The organism is Afipia dichlorophenoxyacetatis, from assembly GCF_055386385.1.
Genome location: NZ_AP029250.1, coordinates 5,561,420 through 5,574,944 on the forward strand (window position 1 = coordinate 5,561,420; position 13,525 = coordinate 5,574,944).

Below are 13,525 nucleotides of genomic sequence, written 5' to 3' on the forward strand. Positions count from 1 at the left end.
CTCAGTTGCCGTAGTCACTGAGCAACTCGAATCTATGCCGCGCAACGACGTTCGTGACATCGCGCTTGCAGCTCCAAACGCTGATCTTATGGATCAATAAAATTCGATATTAAATTATTTATTGGCATTAATTGCGCATTTACCGTCTGCAAGAAGAGCCTAATACCCCTGTCTTTCGGCAATCGAATTAACTGCGCTGCAATTCCTCCCACGTACGTTCACGCCATGGTCACGGTGGTTTCCGCCCCGCAATGACCAAAGTTCGACAGCCACGTGTACATAGGGAGTCTTAAATGACCAATCTCATTGCTCGCTTCGTCAAGGACGAATCCGGCGCAACCGCAATTGAATACGGCCTGATTGCCGCCGGCATCGCGCTGGCGATCATCACGGTCGTAACCAACCTCGGCACCAGCCTGAACACCAAGTTCTTGGCGATCCAGAGTGGCCTCGACAAGGCAGGCGCCACCCAATAATCACTTTGTGCCAGATGAAATGCGAAAGGCTTCGGTCCCCCGAAGCCTTTTTCTTTTCTTGGCGATCTTTCAACCAAACTGAGTTTATAGCGTATGAGTGAGGCTACCTCGGAGCGAACCTCGGAATTGCGCCGCCGACGAGCGGCCCCGGAGCTTCAGCCAAACATCCTCGTGTGCGCAGCGCTGATACTGGCGTCACTCGTGGTCTTGTTCCGGATCGCCAGCATCTTGTGAACGCTGTTTCACGATTGTTCATACCCGCATCTTATGGTGCAGATCTGATCAAACAGAAACTGAAGCTCAGCCATGATTCTTGATCTTGCACGCCTCTTTCTGTTTCCGGCATTGATTGCGTTCGCAGCCGCGAGCGATCTGCTGACGATGACAATTTCCAACAGGGTATCCTTACTCCTGATTGCGGGCTTCTGCGCAATGGCCGGATTGAGCGGCATGCCGCTTTATGATGTCGGGATGCATATTGGAGCCGGCCTCACCATCCTTGTTCTTGCGTTTGCCTGTTTCGCCTTCGGATGGATGGGCGGCGGAGATGCCAAAATCGCAGCTTGCGTGGGACTTTGGTTCGGCTTCCCACATTTGCTCAACTATCTTATCTACACTTCCTTGTTTGGCGGCGCTTTGACTCTGCTGCTGCTGCAGTTCCGGCAATGGCCCCTGCCCTATGCGCTCGGTTCACAGCAATGGCTATTGCGGCTCCACGACAAGAGTAGCGGCATCCCTTACGGAATCGCGCTCGCTCTGGGCGCCTTGATGATCTATCCGCAAACCGAGTGGATGAAGGCAGTCGATCTGACCTGGCTTCTCGGTCACTAGTGTGGCGGAAACATCTCATTAACTCGGTTTAGATACGCCTCATTAACCATGCTTTGACCTTTAACTGGTCAAATCCCACCACAGCGACGGGTGCGTCGCGGCGTGTTGTGGAAAGTTAATGCGTATGAAGACCGCGAAGAATTTCGTTCCGCCCACTGCTGTCGGTGCCGGCGGCATTGCTGCCTCGGTAATGAGCGCACTTGGCTTCGCGGACACTATCCGGCCGCACAGACGCTCCGGCATCGGCACCGTCAATCAGAATACCGGCCAAAACGGCAACGGCGATGTCGCACGCGACCGCCTCAGTGTCTCAAGCCGTGGCTTTTTATTCGGCAATGCTAAGGCGATCGAGAGGATCGGTAAGATGAGGCGAGAGGGACATCTGGCACCTTTGCGAACTTTCCTGGTGCGTGCCCTATCGTTTGCGGCTGTCTCCGCGTTGATCTTGAACAATGCGGCTTCCCCGGTCCTCGCAAGCGATTACCGTGCCGCGCCAGTACCCGCCGAAACCTCGGCAGCCGGCCAATTGAATGCCAAATTTCTCCCGCTCGGTATCGGTAAATCTGTCGTCGTCGACCTCCCGCGCGACGTCAAGGACGTGCTGGTGGCAGATCCCAAGATCGCCAATGCGGTCGTACGCTCGGCACAGCGCGCCTACATCATCGGCGCAGCGGTGGGACAAACCAATATCATCTTTTTCGACACCGCAGGCCAACAGATCGCCGCCTATGACATCGCTGTCACCCGCGATCTCAACGGCGTAAGGGCTGCGCTTAAGCAAACTCTTCCGTATGCCGACATCAGAATCGAAGGTGTTGGAGATGGCGTGATGCTCACGGGCTCGGTCCCGAGTCCGGTCGAAGCTCAGCAAGCGCAGGAACTGGCTGCACGCCTTGTCGGCGGTGCGGACAAGGTCTTCAACAACCTCGCCATACGCGGCCGCGATCAAGTCATGCTGAAGGTGACTGTGGCGGAGATGCAGCGCAACATCATCAAACAGCTTGGCGTCGATCTCAGCGCACAGATGAACTACGGCACGGCGGTGGTGAATTTCAACAACGTCGCTCCGTTTACTGCGCTTGGGCGTCCTCTTACGAACGGCTCTACCATCGGAAGTTTCGGGCAGACGATAACCCCTAGCGGCCCAGTTCCGTCGGTGACGGCGACGTTGCGTGCCATGGAAAGCGCTGGTGTCGTTCGCACCCTTGCCGAACCCAACTTGACTGCGATCTCCGGCGAAGCGGCCACTTTCATCGTGGGCGGCGAATTTCCGATTCCAACTGGCGTGACCTGTCAGAATGGCGGTTCCGGACCATGTCAACCGTCGATCGCGTTCAAGAAATTCGGCATCTCCCTGAATTTCACTCCCGTCGTCCTGACGGAAGGACGGATCAGTCTTCGCGTGATGACCGAGGTTTCCGAAATCTCGAACGATAACTCGGTGACCATCAACTCGCTGACGATCCCATCCCTCAGAACTCGTCGCGCCGAAACAACCTTGGAAATTCCCTCGGGTGGATCGATGGCGATGGCAGGCTTGATTCAGGATCAAACCAAACAAGCTATCAACGGCCTGCCCGGCCTCGCACAAGTTCCTGTGCTCGGCAGCTTGTTCAGGAGCCGAGACTTCATCAGCAACCAGACCGAACTCATGGTGATCGTGACGCCGTATGTTGTCCGCGCGGTCGCACAAAAGGATCTGTCGCGTCCCGATGATGGGTTTGCTGAATCGGCCGACCCTCAGGCTGATTTCCTTGGCAGCGTCAACCGCATCTATGGCGTGCCCAATCGAGACCCACAAGGCCGCCAGACATACCGCGGCACTTACGGCTTCATTACCGACTGAGATGGGACGAGGATAGTCACGATGATTACACGAGTACCCGATCTCAAAGGCAGCCTGCACATTGCGGGAGTTCTTATGGCGGCGGCAATCGCTCTAGGAGGCTGCAAGCACACCGACGAGGAGATCGTTACCGGCAGTGTGCCGTACGATTATCGTCAGCGGCATCCGATCGTCGTTCAGGAAGCCAGCCGCGCCACCGAAATTTTCGTCGGCCAGGGACGAGGCGGCCTCACGGCGGCACAACGAGCCGACATCATGGGGCTGGCACAGGCCTGGCTTCGCGAGGGGACCGGAGGCATTATCATTGATATGCCGACCGGCACGCCAAACGCTCGCACGGCTACGGATTCGCTTCACGAAATCCAGGCCATTTTCAATGCCGCCGGCATTCCTCCGCGCGGGATTACCGTTCGCAATTATCGCCCAACCGATCCCCGGTTGTTCGCGACCATCCGTGTCAGTTATCCGAGAATCGCGGCGGACGCAGGTCCATGCGGCGTATGGCCCAACGACATCGGTCCGTCGATCAAAAACAAAGAGTATTTCGAAAATCGCCAATACGAAAATTTTGGCTGTGCGACGCAGCGAAATCTCGCCGCAATGGTCGACAATCCATCCGATCTTGTGCAGCCCCGCGCTGAAACCCCTCCACTGGCATCCCGCCGAAACGTGATGTTCGACAAGTATCGCAAGGGTGAAGCGACAACGTCCCAGTATCCCGAGGCGGACAAAGCCAAACTCAGTGATGTAGGCAAATGATCAGTTACGCCCGTCAAGATCAGGAAGACCAGGCAGCCACGCCCGCAGCCGACGAGCACATCGCGCCCGCGCCGCGTGTGTCGGTGCAGGCGTTTTGCGAGACGGTCGAGACCGCAGCCGCAGTACAAGCTGCCGGGGAAGATCGGCGCTTGGATAAAGCCCATCTCAAGATACAGATGGGCGGCATGACCGCAGCCATCGAGGCCTATCGCACCGCACCGACGCCGAATGTTATCGTGCTTGAAACTGATGGTCGTTCCGACATCCTCGGAGGACTCGACCAACTCTCGACTGTATGCGACGCAGGCACCCGCGTGATCGTTATCGGACGCGTCAATGACGTCCTGCTGTACCGAGAGCTGGTAAAGCGCGGCGTCAGCGACTACGCGATCGCTCCGGTCGCCCCTCTCGATGTCGTGCGGTCCATTTGCAATCTCTTCTCGGTTCCCGAAGCAAAGGCCGTGGGCCGTATCGTCGCAATCGTCGGCGCCAAGGGTGGAGTCGGTGCGTCGACAATCGCACACAACGTTGGCTGGGCAATCGCTCGTGACCTTGCCCTGGACTCGGTGGTGGCTGATCTCGATCTCGCATTTGGCACCGCCGGCCTCGACTACAACCAGGATCCCCCTCAGGGTATCGCCGACGCCGTTTTCTCACCGGATCGCATCGACACGGCTTTCATCGATCGGTTGCTGTCAAAATGCACCGATCATCTCAGCTTGCTGGCGGCGCCGGCAACCCTTGATCGAGTCTACGACTTTGGCGCCGAGGCGTTCGATGCGATTTTCGATACGCTACGCACCACAATGCCTTGCATCGTCTTGGACGTTCCGCATCAGTGGTCTGGCTGGACCAAGCGCGCTCTCGTCGGGGCCGACGATATCCTTATTGTCGCTTCTCCGGATCTCGCCAATCTCCGGAACTCGAAGAACATGTTCGACATGCTCAAGGCTGCTCGCCCTAATGACCGGCCACCTCTCTACTGCTTGAATCAAGCAGGTGTGCCAAAGCGACCAGAGATCGGCGTCGGCGAATTCGCGAAGGCTATCGAGAGCCAACCGATTGCCACAATCCCATTCGAGCCGCAGATTTTCGGCGCGGCCGCCAATAACGGCCAGATGATCGCTGAAATCGCAGCAAATCACCGTGTGACCGAGATGTTTCTGCAGATCGCTCAGCGTCTGACAGGGCGAGCCGAAACAAAGAAGCAGCGCAATTCGTTCCTTTCGCCTTTGCTTGGAAAACTTCGGGGCAAGTAAGCCTACGCGTGGAGTATCGTCGTGTTTGGTAAGCGTAGTGGACCAGAAACCGAATTCGGGGGAGCCAGAGCTCCCAGCCGTGGGCCGGAATCCGCTCAAGCACCATCTGCGGCTCCCAGCGCTCCACGGCCCCCCGCCCCGAGCGTGGCCTCCCCGCCGCTGGCTCCGGCGAGAGCCCCCGCACCACCTCCGCCCGTCGAGACGCGGCGTTCAGACACATACTATCAAGTCAAAGCAACCATCTTCGGCGCGTTGATCGAGGCCATTGATCTCGCACAACTCGCTAAGCTCGACGTTGAATCGGCTCGCGAAGAAATTCGCGACATCGTCAACGAAATCATCGCGATCAAAAACATCGTGATGTCGATTGCCGAGCAGGAAGAACTGCTCGACGATATTTGCAACGATGTATTGGGCTACGGTCCGCTCGAACCTTTGCTGTCGCGTGACGATATCGCCGACATCATGGTGAACGGTGCCGGTACGGTTTACATTGAAGTCGCCGGCAAAATCCAGAGAACCAGCATCAGGTTCCGCGACAATCAGCAGCTTCTCAATATCTGCCAACGCATCGTAAGCCAAGTCGGCCGGCGCGTTGATGAATCATCTCCGATCTGCGACGCTCGCCTTGCCGACGGCTCGCGCGTCAACGCCATCGTGCCGCCGCTCGCGATCGATGGTCCGGCACTCACAATTCGTAAGTTCAAAAAAGACAAGCTGACACTGGATCAGCTCGTCAAATTTGGTGCGATCTCACCTGAGGGCGCGCAAATCCTGCAGATAATCGGGCGCTGTCGCGCGAACGTGCTGATTTCCGGCGGCACGGGCTCCGGAAAAACAACGCTCTTGAATTGCTTGACGAACTACATCGACGACGACGAGCGCATCATCACCTGCGAAGACGCGGCCGAACTTCAGTTGCAGCAGCCTCATGTCGTCCGACTCGAAACTCGCCCTCCGAATATCGAAGGCGAGGGTCAAATTACGATGCGTGAGCTGGTTCGCAACTGTCTGCGTATGCGACCTGAACGTATCATCGTCGGCGAAGTCCGCGGACCCGAGGCTTTCGATCTGCTACAGGCCATGAATACTGGCCACGACGGATCGATGGGCACATTGCACGCCAACAATCCACGCGAAGCGCTCTCGCGTGCGGAGTCCATGATTACCATGGGAGGGTTCTCGCTGCCCTCACGCACTATTCGAGAGATGATCTGCGCGTCGATTGACGTCGTCGTGCAGGCAGCTCGCCTGCGCGATGGTTCGCGCCGTATCACGCACATCACCGAGGTGATGGGCATGGAAGGTGACACCATTATCACGCAGGACATCTTCGTTTACGACATCACCGGCGAAGATCTTAACGGAAATATTCTGGGCCGGCATCGATCGACGGGCATTGGACGTCCACGGTTTTGGGATCGCGCACGCTACTACAACGAGGAGAAGCGCCTTGCGGCGGCCCTTGACGCTGCCGAAGTGGCCGGTGCGGATATCTAGGAAAAGTTCGGATGAACATTCAAGCCATAGCATTGGCCTTTCTCAGCTCGGTGACAATCGGCGGGCTGGCGTGGGTGTTTGTCTATCCGCTTCTCAGCGGTGAAAAAAAAGTAGAACAGCGACGGGCCGCGCTTTCTCGATCAGACTCAACTCCTCGCGGCGAAGAGCGCGCACTGCGGTCGCGCCGCGTACAGGTCGAAGAATCGATGAAAGAAGTCGAGCAGCGGCTGAAGCGTGATCAAAAAATTTCACTTGCGATGCGTATTTCTCAGGCTGGCCTGAGCATATCGACCCGGCAATTCATCACGATCTCTGTCATCCTCGGCGGAGGAACGCTGCTGTTGCTTTTTATGAGCGGCGTCTCACCTCTCGCCTCCGCGGGCTTCGCCCTGGCCGCAGGCTTCGGACTTCCACGCTGGGTGCTCAATCGCCTCAAGAATCGTAGAGAAGCAAAGTTCCTCGCAGCCCTGCCGGATGCTGTCGACGTCATTGTCCGCGGCATCAAGGCTGGATTACCGTTGTTCGACTCCATCAAGGTCGTTGCAGCTGATTCTCCTGAACCACTCCGAGGCGAGTTCAACGCAATTATCGAGACGCAGACAATCGGAATGCCGCTCGGTGAAGCATGTCTGCGGCTTTACGAGCGCATGCCTCTTCCAGAAGCAAATTTTTTTGGAATTGTGATTGCGATCCAGGCCAAATCCGGCGGCAATCTGTCCGAAGCGCTCGGCAACCTTTCAAAGGTCCTTCGCGACCGAAAGAAGATGAAAGGTAAGATCCAGGCGATGTCGATGGAAGCCAAGGCTTCAGCGGCCATTATCGGCTCGCTTCCGCCGATCGTTATGCTCCTGGTCTATATCATGACGCCTCAATACATCTCACTGCTGTGGACCCACCCAACGGGGCAGTTCATGCTTGCAGGCTGTGTCCTGTGGATGTCGATAGGCATCTTCGTAATGAAGAAGATGATCAACTTTGATTTCTGACGGGGTCCTATGTTCGATCTTCTAATTACCAAGTTTCACGATGCCAGGTTCATGACGATGCTCCTGTCGGCTATCGCCGTCAGCGCAACAGTCTGGGCACTGGTATCGCCAATGTTTGCCGGCGAGGGCTTGCAAAAGCGCATGAAGGCTGTTGCCAGCGAACGCGAGCGCATGCGTCAACGCGAACGCGAACGTCTGAACCGGCCCGAGAAGGTCGCGCTGCGCCAAACACCCAAGCAGCTTGTGCAGAAGGTCGTGGAGGACTTCAATCTCGGCAAATGGCTTGCCCAGGAGGAGGCTCGCGACAAGCTTATCATGGCCGGATATCGCGGCCAGGCGCCATACACCACGTTCCTTTTCTTTCGCCTCATGATGCCACTCGCATTTCTGCTGATCGGATTGATGTACCTCTTCTTGATTGCGAAGATAAATCAACCGGCACCAATGAAGCTCGCTATGTGCATTGGCGGGGCGTGGCTGGGCATGCAGGCCCCCATGCTGTTTTTGAAAAATGCCATCAGCAAGCGGCAATTGTCGATCCGACGCGCTTTTCCGGATGCTCTCGACCTGCTGTTGATCTGCGTCGAGTCCGGCATGTCAATCGAAGCGGCCTTCCGAAAGGTATCTCAGGAGATCGGCAGCCAATCGATCGCCCTCGCTGAGGAGTTCACGCTCACCACCGCCGAATTGTCCTACTTACAGGACCGCAAAATGGCTTACGAGAATCTCGCCAAGCGAACCGGCTTGGAAGGTGTCAAGTCGGTATGCTTGGCCCTCCAGCAATCCGAGCGTTACGGCACACCGCTGGGTCATTCGTTGCGTGTGATGGCTCAGGAAAATCGCGACATGCGCATGAACGAGGCGGAGAAGAAGGCTGCTGCTCTTCCTCCGAAACTGACCGTTCCGATGATCCTGTTCTTCCTGCCTGTGTTGTTCGTGGTCATTCTTGGCCCGACCGCGATCAGGGTCGCTCAATACATGAAATGACCTTGAATGCGATCACGTGGCTTGGCTTAGCGCGATCGTATCGAATTCTTGAGACAGAAAATTTCAGCTTCGGCTGATTCCTGCAGCCGATGTGGTCTGCGGGCCGCGCTGGCCATCGCGGCTGATCATCTGCTTGAGGTAAGCAACATTCGCCTCGGCCTGGTCAGGAGGCAGATCAGCCTTCGCAATGGACTCAGCTTCGCTGAAACGTCCCTGCAGTCCTACGACAAGGGCCAGATTCTGGCGAACACGCGGATCGCTCGCGCCCCGATCATATGCCCTGCGCAAAACAGACTCTGCCTGAGGTAAATCCTTGGACAAGACATATGAGAGACCGAGATTTGATAGAACAGAAGGCTCTTCCGGTGCAATTTTCAAAGCGCTCGCGTAGTAGCGGCGCGCTTCCTCATGTCTGCCCAGCTGGTCGAGCGCCGTGCCCTGCACGGACAAAATACGCCAATCTGGATTCGCCGGCGAGTGCGCCCGCGTCAGGACATCGAACCCTAACTGAAAGTTTCCGTTATCGACCAAAGCCCGGCCGTACGTTGCGAGCAGAGGCTTATTGCCGGGATTGGCCATCGTCGCCTGCTCCAGCATGGCGACAGCCTGCGAACGCTGCCCGTTCAGGCGCAGCGCCTGGCCATATTGGATCGCGGCGTCGGCATTGCGCGGGTTTGCGCGATAACGTTCGCCGAGCGCATCGACCTCGCTGCGCGAAGGGGCGCTTGGTGTAACCTCCGCCCTCGCATTCAGAGAACCGGTCGCCTCAGGTGACCGCATAGTCTGGCAACCGCCAAGACCGATGGCCAAGATCGCGACGGCTGCAACCGAACCAAGATTGGGGGGCAGATGGAATGAATTACGCATTGGGCACTTGGACTCGCAGTGGCAAATTGGCGAAGCCGGTGTCCTAGCAATAGACCGTTAACCCTAATGTCTGGTTAATTGAGCTATGATGCTCTCCTATCCCGCGCTGCTATACTGCCCTTCCGCTCGCATCCTTCGAGAATTCCATGCATCCAGCTTTTGAGACTTCGACCACCACCACAGCTATTCCTATTACTTTCGCAACGAAATCAACCTGGAAGGCGATCAGCGCGGCTCTTCCTGCCGTCGCGCGCCAATTTGCCGAAGCCAACGCTTTTTCCGCAAAGCCTGGCCAATACCTCGCACTTCCCGAGGCGGATGGAACTTTGGCGCATGTGCTCTTCGGTCTCGAAGATGAAGCGAAGGAGTGGCGCGATCTGTTCAGGCCCGGGCAGTTGCCCGGCCTGCTGCCTGCCGGCGTTTACCGATTTGCGAACCCGCCGCATGATACCCGTCTTGCAGCACTGGCATTCGCTCTCGGAAGCTATCGCTTCAGCCGATATCGCAACAATGACACGCCTGGCGCTCGGCTGGTTCCCCCGGATTGCATCGACGCGCAGGACATCTCGCGCATGGCACAAGCCGCAACGCTCGCGCGCGATCTCATCAATACACCTTCGAACGACATGGGCCCGGAAGAGCTCGCGCAAAGCGCGCGGGAACTCGCGGATCAATATGGAGCGACGTACAGCTGTATCATCGGCGAGGATCTGCTGAAGCAGAACTTCCCGCTGATCCATGCCGTAGGCATGGCGTCCTCGCGCGCTCCGCGTTTGATCGACATCACATGGGGCAATGCTTCCGATCCAAAAATCACGCTGGTCGGTAAAGGTGTCTGCTTCGACACTGGCGGGCTGGATCTGAAGCCGTCCAGCAGCATGTTGATCATGAAGAAGGACATGGGCGGAGCAGCCAACGTCCTGGCGCTGGCGCGGATGATCATGGATGCCAAGCTGAAGGTGCGGCTGCGCGTTTTAATTCCCGCTGTCGAAAATTCTGTCGCCGGCAACGCTTTCCGCCCTCTGGATATTTTCCGCTCCCGCAAGGGACTGAACGTCGAGATTGGTAACACCGACGCGGAGGGCCGTCTGGTGCTGGCCGATGCGCTCGCGCTTGCGGACGAAGAGAAGCCTGATCTCTTGATTGATCTCGGCACCCTGACCGGCGCGGCGCGTGTGGCCCTTGGCCCTGAAGTGCCGCCGTTCTACACCAATGATGAAACGCTGGCCGCGGATGTCGCACGATATGCGCGTGAAGAGAACGATCCGCTGTGGAGGCTGCCGCTATGGATGCCTTATGACGCATGGCTCGATTCAAAGGTTGCCAACGTCAACAACGCGCCGTCGGGAGGTTTTGCAGGCTCGATCACCTGCGCCCTGTTCCTCAAGCGCTTTGTCGAGTCCGCAAAGAGCTGGCTTCATGTCGACATCTACGGATGGACACCCAGCGCAAAGCCCGCCCGTCCGGAAGGCGGTGAATGCCAGGCCGCACGTGCGATCTACAAATTGCTGAGCGCGCGCTATGGCTGATCCTCGCCTCACCCCCGCGCGACCGGATCTTGCCGCCAAGCACCTGGAAGGCAAGGTGCAGGCTGAACGCTTCGTCGAAGGAATGGAGTTCGAGGTCTTCGATCCTATTGCACCGGTCCGTCGCGGCCCATCCCATGATGCCGCGCTCGACACCGAGGCGCTTAAGGGCGAACGCGTCACGATCTACGATCGCGATGCGGAAGGCTGGTCGTGGGGGCAGCTTCAATCGGACGGCTATGTGGGATGGCTGCCTGACAGCGCACTGGTGCAACCGCGTAGCACGCCAACCCATAAGATCACAGCGCTGCGCACGTTCGCTTTCCCTGGCCCGTCGATCAAATTGCCCCCCACGGAAAGCCTGCCGCTTGGCGCGCGTGTTGAGATCGTCAAGAACGACGCTAGGTTCGCGATCACCGGGCAGCGACATTATCTGCCGTTACAGCATGTTGGGCCGCTTGATGCCAATGAGGCTGACTTCGTGGCGGTGGCCGAGAGGTTCGTGGGAACGCCCTATCTCTGGGGCGGCAAAAGTGCCCTCGGCATCGACTGCTCGGGGCTGGTCCAGGTTTCGCTCGCGGCTGCCGGCGTCTTCGCCCCCCGAGACAGCGACATGCAGGAAGCCGCACTCGGAAGGGCACTTCCGCAATCAGAATGGAGAGATGTCAAACGTGGCGATCTGATATTTTGGAAAGGTCACGTCGCCATCGTGCGTGATCACGACAGCATCGTTCACGCAAACGCCCATCATATGGCGACAGCAATCGAACCCATGCCAGGTGCCATAGACCGCATCAAAGCGGCAGGCAGCGAGATTATCAGCATTAAACGATTGGGGTAACCGAACTATCAAACGTCCGGCACAATCGTCGGCGCAGCTTCGATGTTGAATGCCGCCGCGAACAAGGCCTGTGTGTAATCCGTTTTCGGATTCTTGAAGAGGTCGGATGCAATCCCCTCTTCAACGACCTTACCATGACGCATCACGATCAGATGGCTAGCGAGCGAGGCCACCACGCGCAAGTCGTGCGAAATAAACATGTAGGTCAGATCGCGTTTGCGTTGGAGATCGCGGAGCAACGCGACCATCTGAGCCTGAAACAGCATATCCAAGGCACTGGTCGGCTCATCGAGCACCACAAAGCTTGGCTCCAGCACGGCGGCACGCGCGATGCTGATGCGTTGCCGCTGACCGCCGGAAAATTCATGCGGATAGCGAAATCGTGTCGCAGGATCGAGGCCGACGTCTTTGAGCGCCTTGACCACACGCGCTTCCCGCTCATCAGCCGTCAACAACGGCTGATGCACACCGAGCCCCTCCGCCACGATGTCGCCGACGGACATGCGCGGACTTAGCGCACCATAAGGATCCTGAAATACGATCTGCATGTCGCGACGGAACGGGCGCATCTGCTTGAAGCGCAGGCCCTGGATATTATTGCCAAGAAACACGATCGGACCGTCCGAGGAAATCAATCGCAGCAGCGCCAATCCGAGAGTGGTCTTGCCTGACCCCGATTCACCGACAACGCCCAGCGTTTCTCCCTGGCGCACAGATATACTGACGCCATCGACCGCCTTGATATGGCCTACCGTCTTCCGCAAGAAGCCACGCTTAACCGGGAACCACACCTTCAAATCGTCAGACGACATCACAACTGGCGCTTCCGGGCGCGGTGGCGCAGGATCGGGTTTCGGCTCGGCGGCCAGCAACGCCTGGGTGTAGGGGTGCGTGGCGCGTGTGAAAACCTGTTCGACGGGCCCCTTCTCGACGATCTTGCCGTTGTTCATCACACAAACCGTATCAGCGATACGGCGCACAATTCCGAGATCGTGCGTAATAAACAGCATGCTCATCCCCATCCGCGTGCGGATTTCCGCGAGCAGCTTCAGGATCTGTGCTTGCACCGTCACATCAAGGGCGGTTGTGGGTTCGTCGGCAATCAGCAAGTCCGGCTCGTTCGCCAGCGCCATCGCAATCATGACGCGTTGCCTCTGACCTCCTGACAGCTGATGCGGGTAGCTTCCCAGACGCGTCTCCGGCTCCGGAATGCCAACCTGCGTCAGCAACTCCAGTGTTCGTGCCCGGGCCATCGATCCGCGGACGCCGCTATGCAGGTAAATCGCCTCACCAATCTGCGCCTCGACAGTCTGCAGCGGGTTAAGCGATGTCATCGGCTCCTGAAAGATGATCGAAATATCATTGCCACGAATGGCGCGGATTTCATTCTCGCTCATTCCAAGCAGTTCGTGACCTTTGAAACGAATACTTCCGGAAGGATGCGTTGCAGTCGGATAAGGCAACAATTTCAGCACGGAGAGCGCGCTGACTGACTTTCCCGAGCCCGACTCTCCGACCAGCGCAACGCACTCGCCGCGGTTGATCGAGAACGAAATCCGGTCGACAGCGACGCTTTCGGTCCCGCCTTGACGAAACGCCACCGACAACTCTCTGACATCCAGCAAAGGTTGGTTGATCGCATCCATG

Annotated in this window: 12 protein-coding genes; 10 read left to right on the top strand and 2 right to left on the bottom strand. The window is 57.6% G+C overall.

Annotation, left to right across the window (positions count from 1 at the left end):
- Window positions 1-293: 293 nt before the first annotated feature.
- The 8 genes from ACZ5C3_RS26145 to ACZ5C3_RS26180 all read left to right on the top strand — a co-directional run bounded on the left by ACZ5C3_RS26145 (window position 294) and on the right by ACZ5C3_RS26180 (window position 8,644).
- Entirely contained in the window at window positions 294-476 is a 183-nt protein-coding gene (locus tag ACZ5C3_RS26145) for a Flp family type IVb pilin (RefSeq protein ID WP_464044361.1), read from the top strand.
- Between the two features lie 306 nt (window positions 477-782).
- The gene (locus tag ACZ5C3_RS26150; RefSeq protein ID WP_464034014.1) at window positions 783-1,307 is read left to right on the top strand and encodes an A24 family peptidase; all 525 of its coding nucleotides are present in this window, start codon (window positions 783-785) and stop codon (window positions 1,305-1,307) included.
- 364 nt (window positions 1,308-1,671) lie between these two features.
- Complete coding sequence (locus ACZ5C3_RS26155) at window positions 1,672-3,153, top strand: type II and III secretion system protein family protein (protein WP_464044803.1); 1,482 nt, start codon at window positions 1,672-1,674, stop codon at window positions 3,151-3,153.
- A 21-nt stretch (window positions 3,154-3,174) separates the two neighbouring features.
- Window positions 3,175-3,912, top strand: coding sequence for a CpaD family pilus assembly protein (locus ACZ5C3_RS26160; protein ID WP_464034015.1), 738 nt, complete (start codon window positions 3,175-3,177; stop codon window positions 3,910-3,912).
- Window positions 3,909-5,171 (top strand): AAA family ATPase, encoded by a 1,263-nt coding sequence (locus ACZ5C3_RS26165; RefSeq protein ID WP_464034016.1) that lies wholly within the window; start codon window positions 3,909-3,911, stop codon window positions 5,169-5,171. The genes ACZ5C3_RS26160 and ACZ5C3_RS26165 overlap by 4 nt, the downstream gene beginning before the upstream one ends.
- Window positions 5,172-5,192: 21 nt before the next feature.
- The gene (locus ACZ5C3_RS26170; protein WP_464034017.1) at window positions 5,193-6,671 is read left to right on the top strand and encodes a CpaF family protein; all 1,479 of its coding nucleotides are present in this window, start codon (window positions 5,193-5,195) and stop codon (window positions 6,669-6,671) included.
- 11 nt (window positions 6,672-6,682) lie between these two features.
- Window positions 6,683-7,657 carry a type II secretion system F family protein gene (locus tag ACZ5C3_RS26175; RefSeq protein WP_464034018.1) on the top strand — a complete coding sequence of 325 codons (975 nt, stop codon included), beginning with the start codon at window positions 6,683-6,685 and terminating at the stop codon, window positions 7,655-7,657.
- Between the two features lie 9 nt (window positions 7,658-7,666).
- Window positions 7,667-8,644, top strand: coding sequence for a type II secretion system F family protein (locus tag ACZ5C3_RS26180; RefSeq protein WP_464034019.1), 978 nt, complete (start codon window positions 7,667-7,669; stop codon window positions 8,642-8,644).
- A gap of 63 nt (window positions 8,645-8,707) precedes the next feature.
- Here ACZ5C3_RS26180 and ACZ5C3_RS26185 read toward each other — a convergent pair whose 3' ends face one another.
- The gene (locus ACZ5C3_RS26185) at window positions 8,708-9,511 is read right to left on the bottom strand and encodes a tetratricopeptide repeat protein (protein WP_464034020.1); all 804 of its coding nucleotides are present in this window, start codon (window positions 9,509-9,511) and stop codon (window positions 8,708-8,710) included.
- A 146-nt stretch (window positions 9,512-9,657) separates the two neighbouring features.
- Between ACZ5C3_RS26185 and ACZ5C3_RS26190 the strand changes: the two genes are divergently transcribed.
- Window positions 9,658-11,040, top strand: a complete 1,383-nt coding sequence (locus ACZ5C3_RS26190) for a leucyl aminopeptidase family protein (protein ID WP_464034021.1) — start codon at window positions 9,658-9,660, stop codon at window positions 11,038-11,040.
- Window positions 11,033-11,878 carry a C40 family peptidase gene (locus ACZ5C3_RS26195; RefSeq protein ID WP_464034022.1) on the top strand — a complete coding sequence of 282 codons (846 nt, stop codon included), beginning with the start codon at window positions 11,033-11,035 and terminating at the stop codon, window positions 11,876-11,878. The genes ACZ5C3_RS26190 and ACZ5C3_RS26195 overlap by 8 nt, the downstream gene beginning before the upstream one ends.
- Window positions 11,879-11,886: 8 nt before the next feature.
- Here the strand turns inward: ACZ5C3_RS26195 and ACZ5C3_RS26200 are convergent, their stop codons facing one another.
- Complete coding sequence (locus tag ACZ5C3_RS26200) at window positions 11,887-13,524, bottom strand: ABC transporter ATP-binding protein (protein WP_464034023.1); 1,638 nt, start codon at window positions 13,522-13,524, stop codon at window positions 11,887-11,889.
- Window position 13,525 lies beyond the last annotated feature (1 nt).

Bases quoted from the DNA above. Each gene is read 5' to 3' on its own strand.
- ACZ5C3_RS26145 (WP_464044361.1), top strand. From the start codon at position 294: ATGACCAATCTCATTGCTCGCTTCGTCAAGGACGAATCCGGCGCAACC.
- ACZ5C3_RS26150 (WP_464034014.1), top strand. From the start codon at position 783: ATGATTCTTGATCTTGCACGCCTCTTTCTGTTTCCGGCATTGATTGCG.
- ACZ5C3_RS26155 (WP_464044803.1), top strand. From the start codon at position 1,672: ATGAGGCGAGAGGGACATCTGGCACCTTTGCGAACTTTCCTGGTGCGT.
- ACZ5C3_RS26160 (WP_464034015.1), top strand. From the start codon at position 3,175: ATGATTACACGAGTACCCGATCTCAAAGGCAGCCTGCACATTGCGGGA.
- ACZ5C3_RS26165 (WP_464034016.1), top strand. From the start codon at position 3,909: ATGATCAGTTACGCCCGTCAAGATCAGGAAGACCAGGCAGCCACGCCC.
- ACZ5C3_RS26175 (WP_464034018.1), top strand. From the start codon at position 6,683: ATGAACATTCAAGCCATAGCATTGGCCTTTCTCAGCTCGGTGACAATC.
- ACZ5C3_RS26180 (WP_464034019.1), top strand. From the start codon at position 7,667: ATGTTCGATCTTCTAATTACCAAGTTTCACGATGCCAGGTTCATGACG.
- ACZ5C3_RS26185 (WP_464034020.1), bottom strand. From the start codon at position 9,511: ATGCGTAATTCATTCCATCTGCCCCCCAATCTTGGTTCGGTTGCAGCC.
- ACZ5C3_RS26190 (WP_464034021.1), top strand. From the start codon at position 9,658: ATGCATCCAGCTTTTGAGACTTCGACCACCACCACAGCTATTCCTATT.
- ACZ5C3_RS26195 (WP_464034022.1), top strand. From the start codon at position 11,033: ATGGCTGATCCTCGCCTCACCCCCGCGCGACCGGATCTTGCCGCCAAG.
- ACZ5C3_RS26200 (WP_464034023.1), bottom strand. From the start codon at position 13,524: ATGGATGCGATCAACCAACCTTTGCTGGATGTCAGAGAGTTGTCGGTG.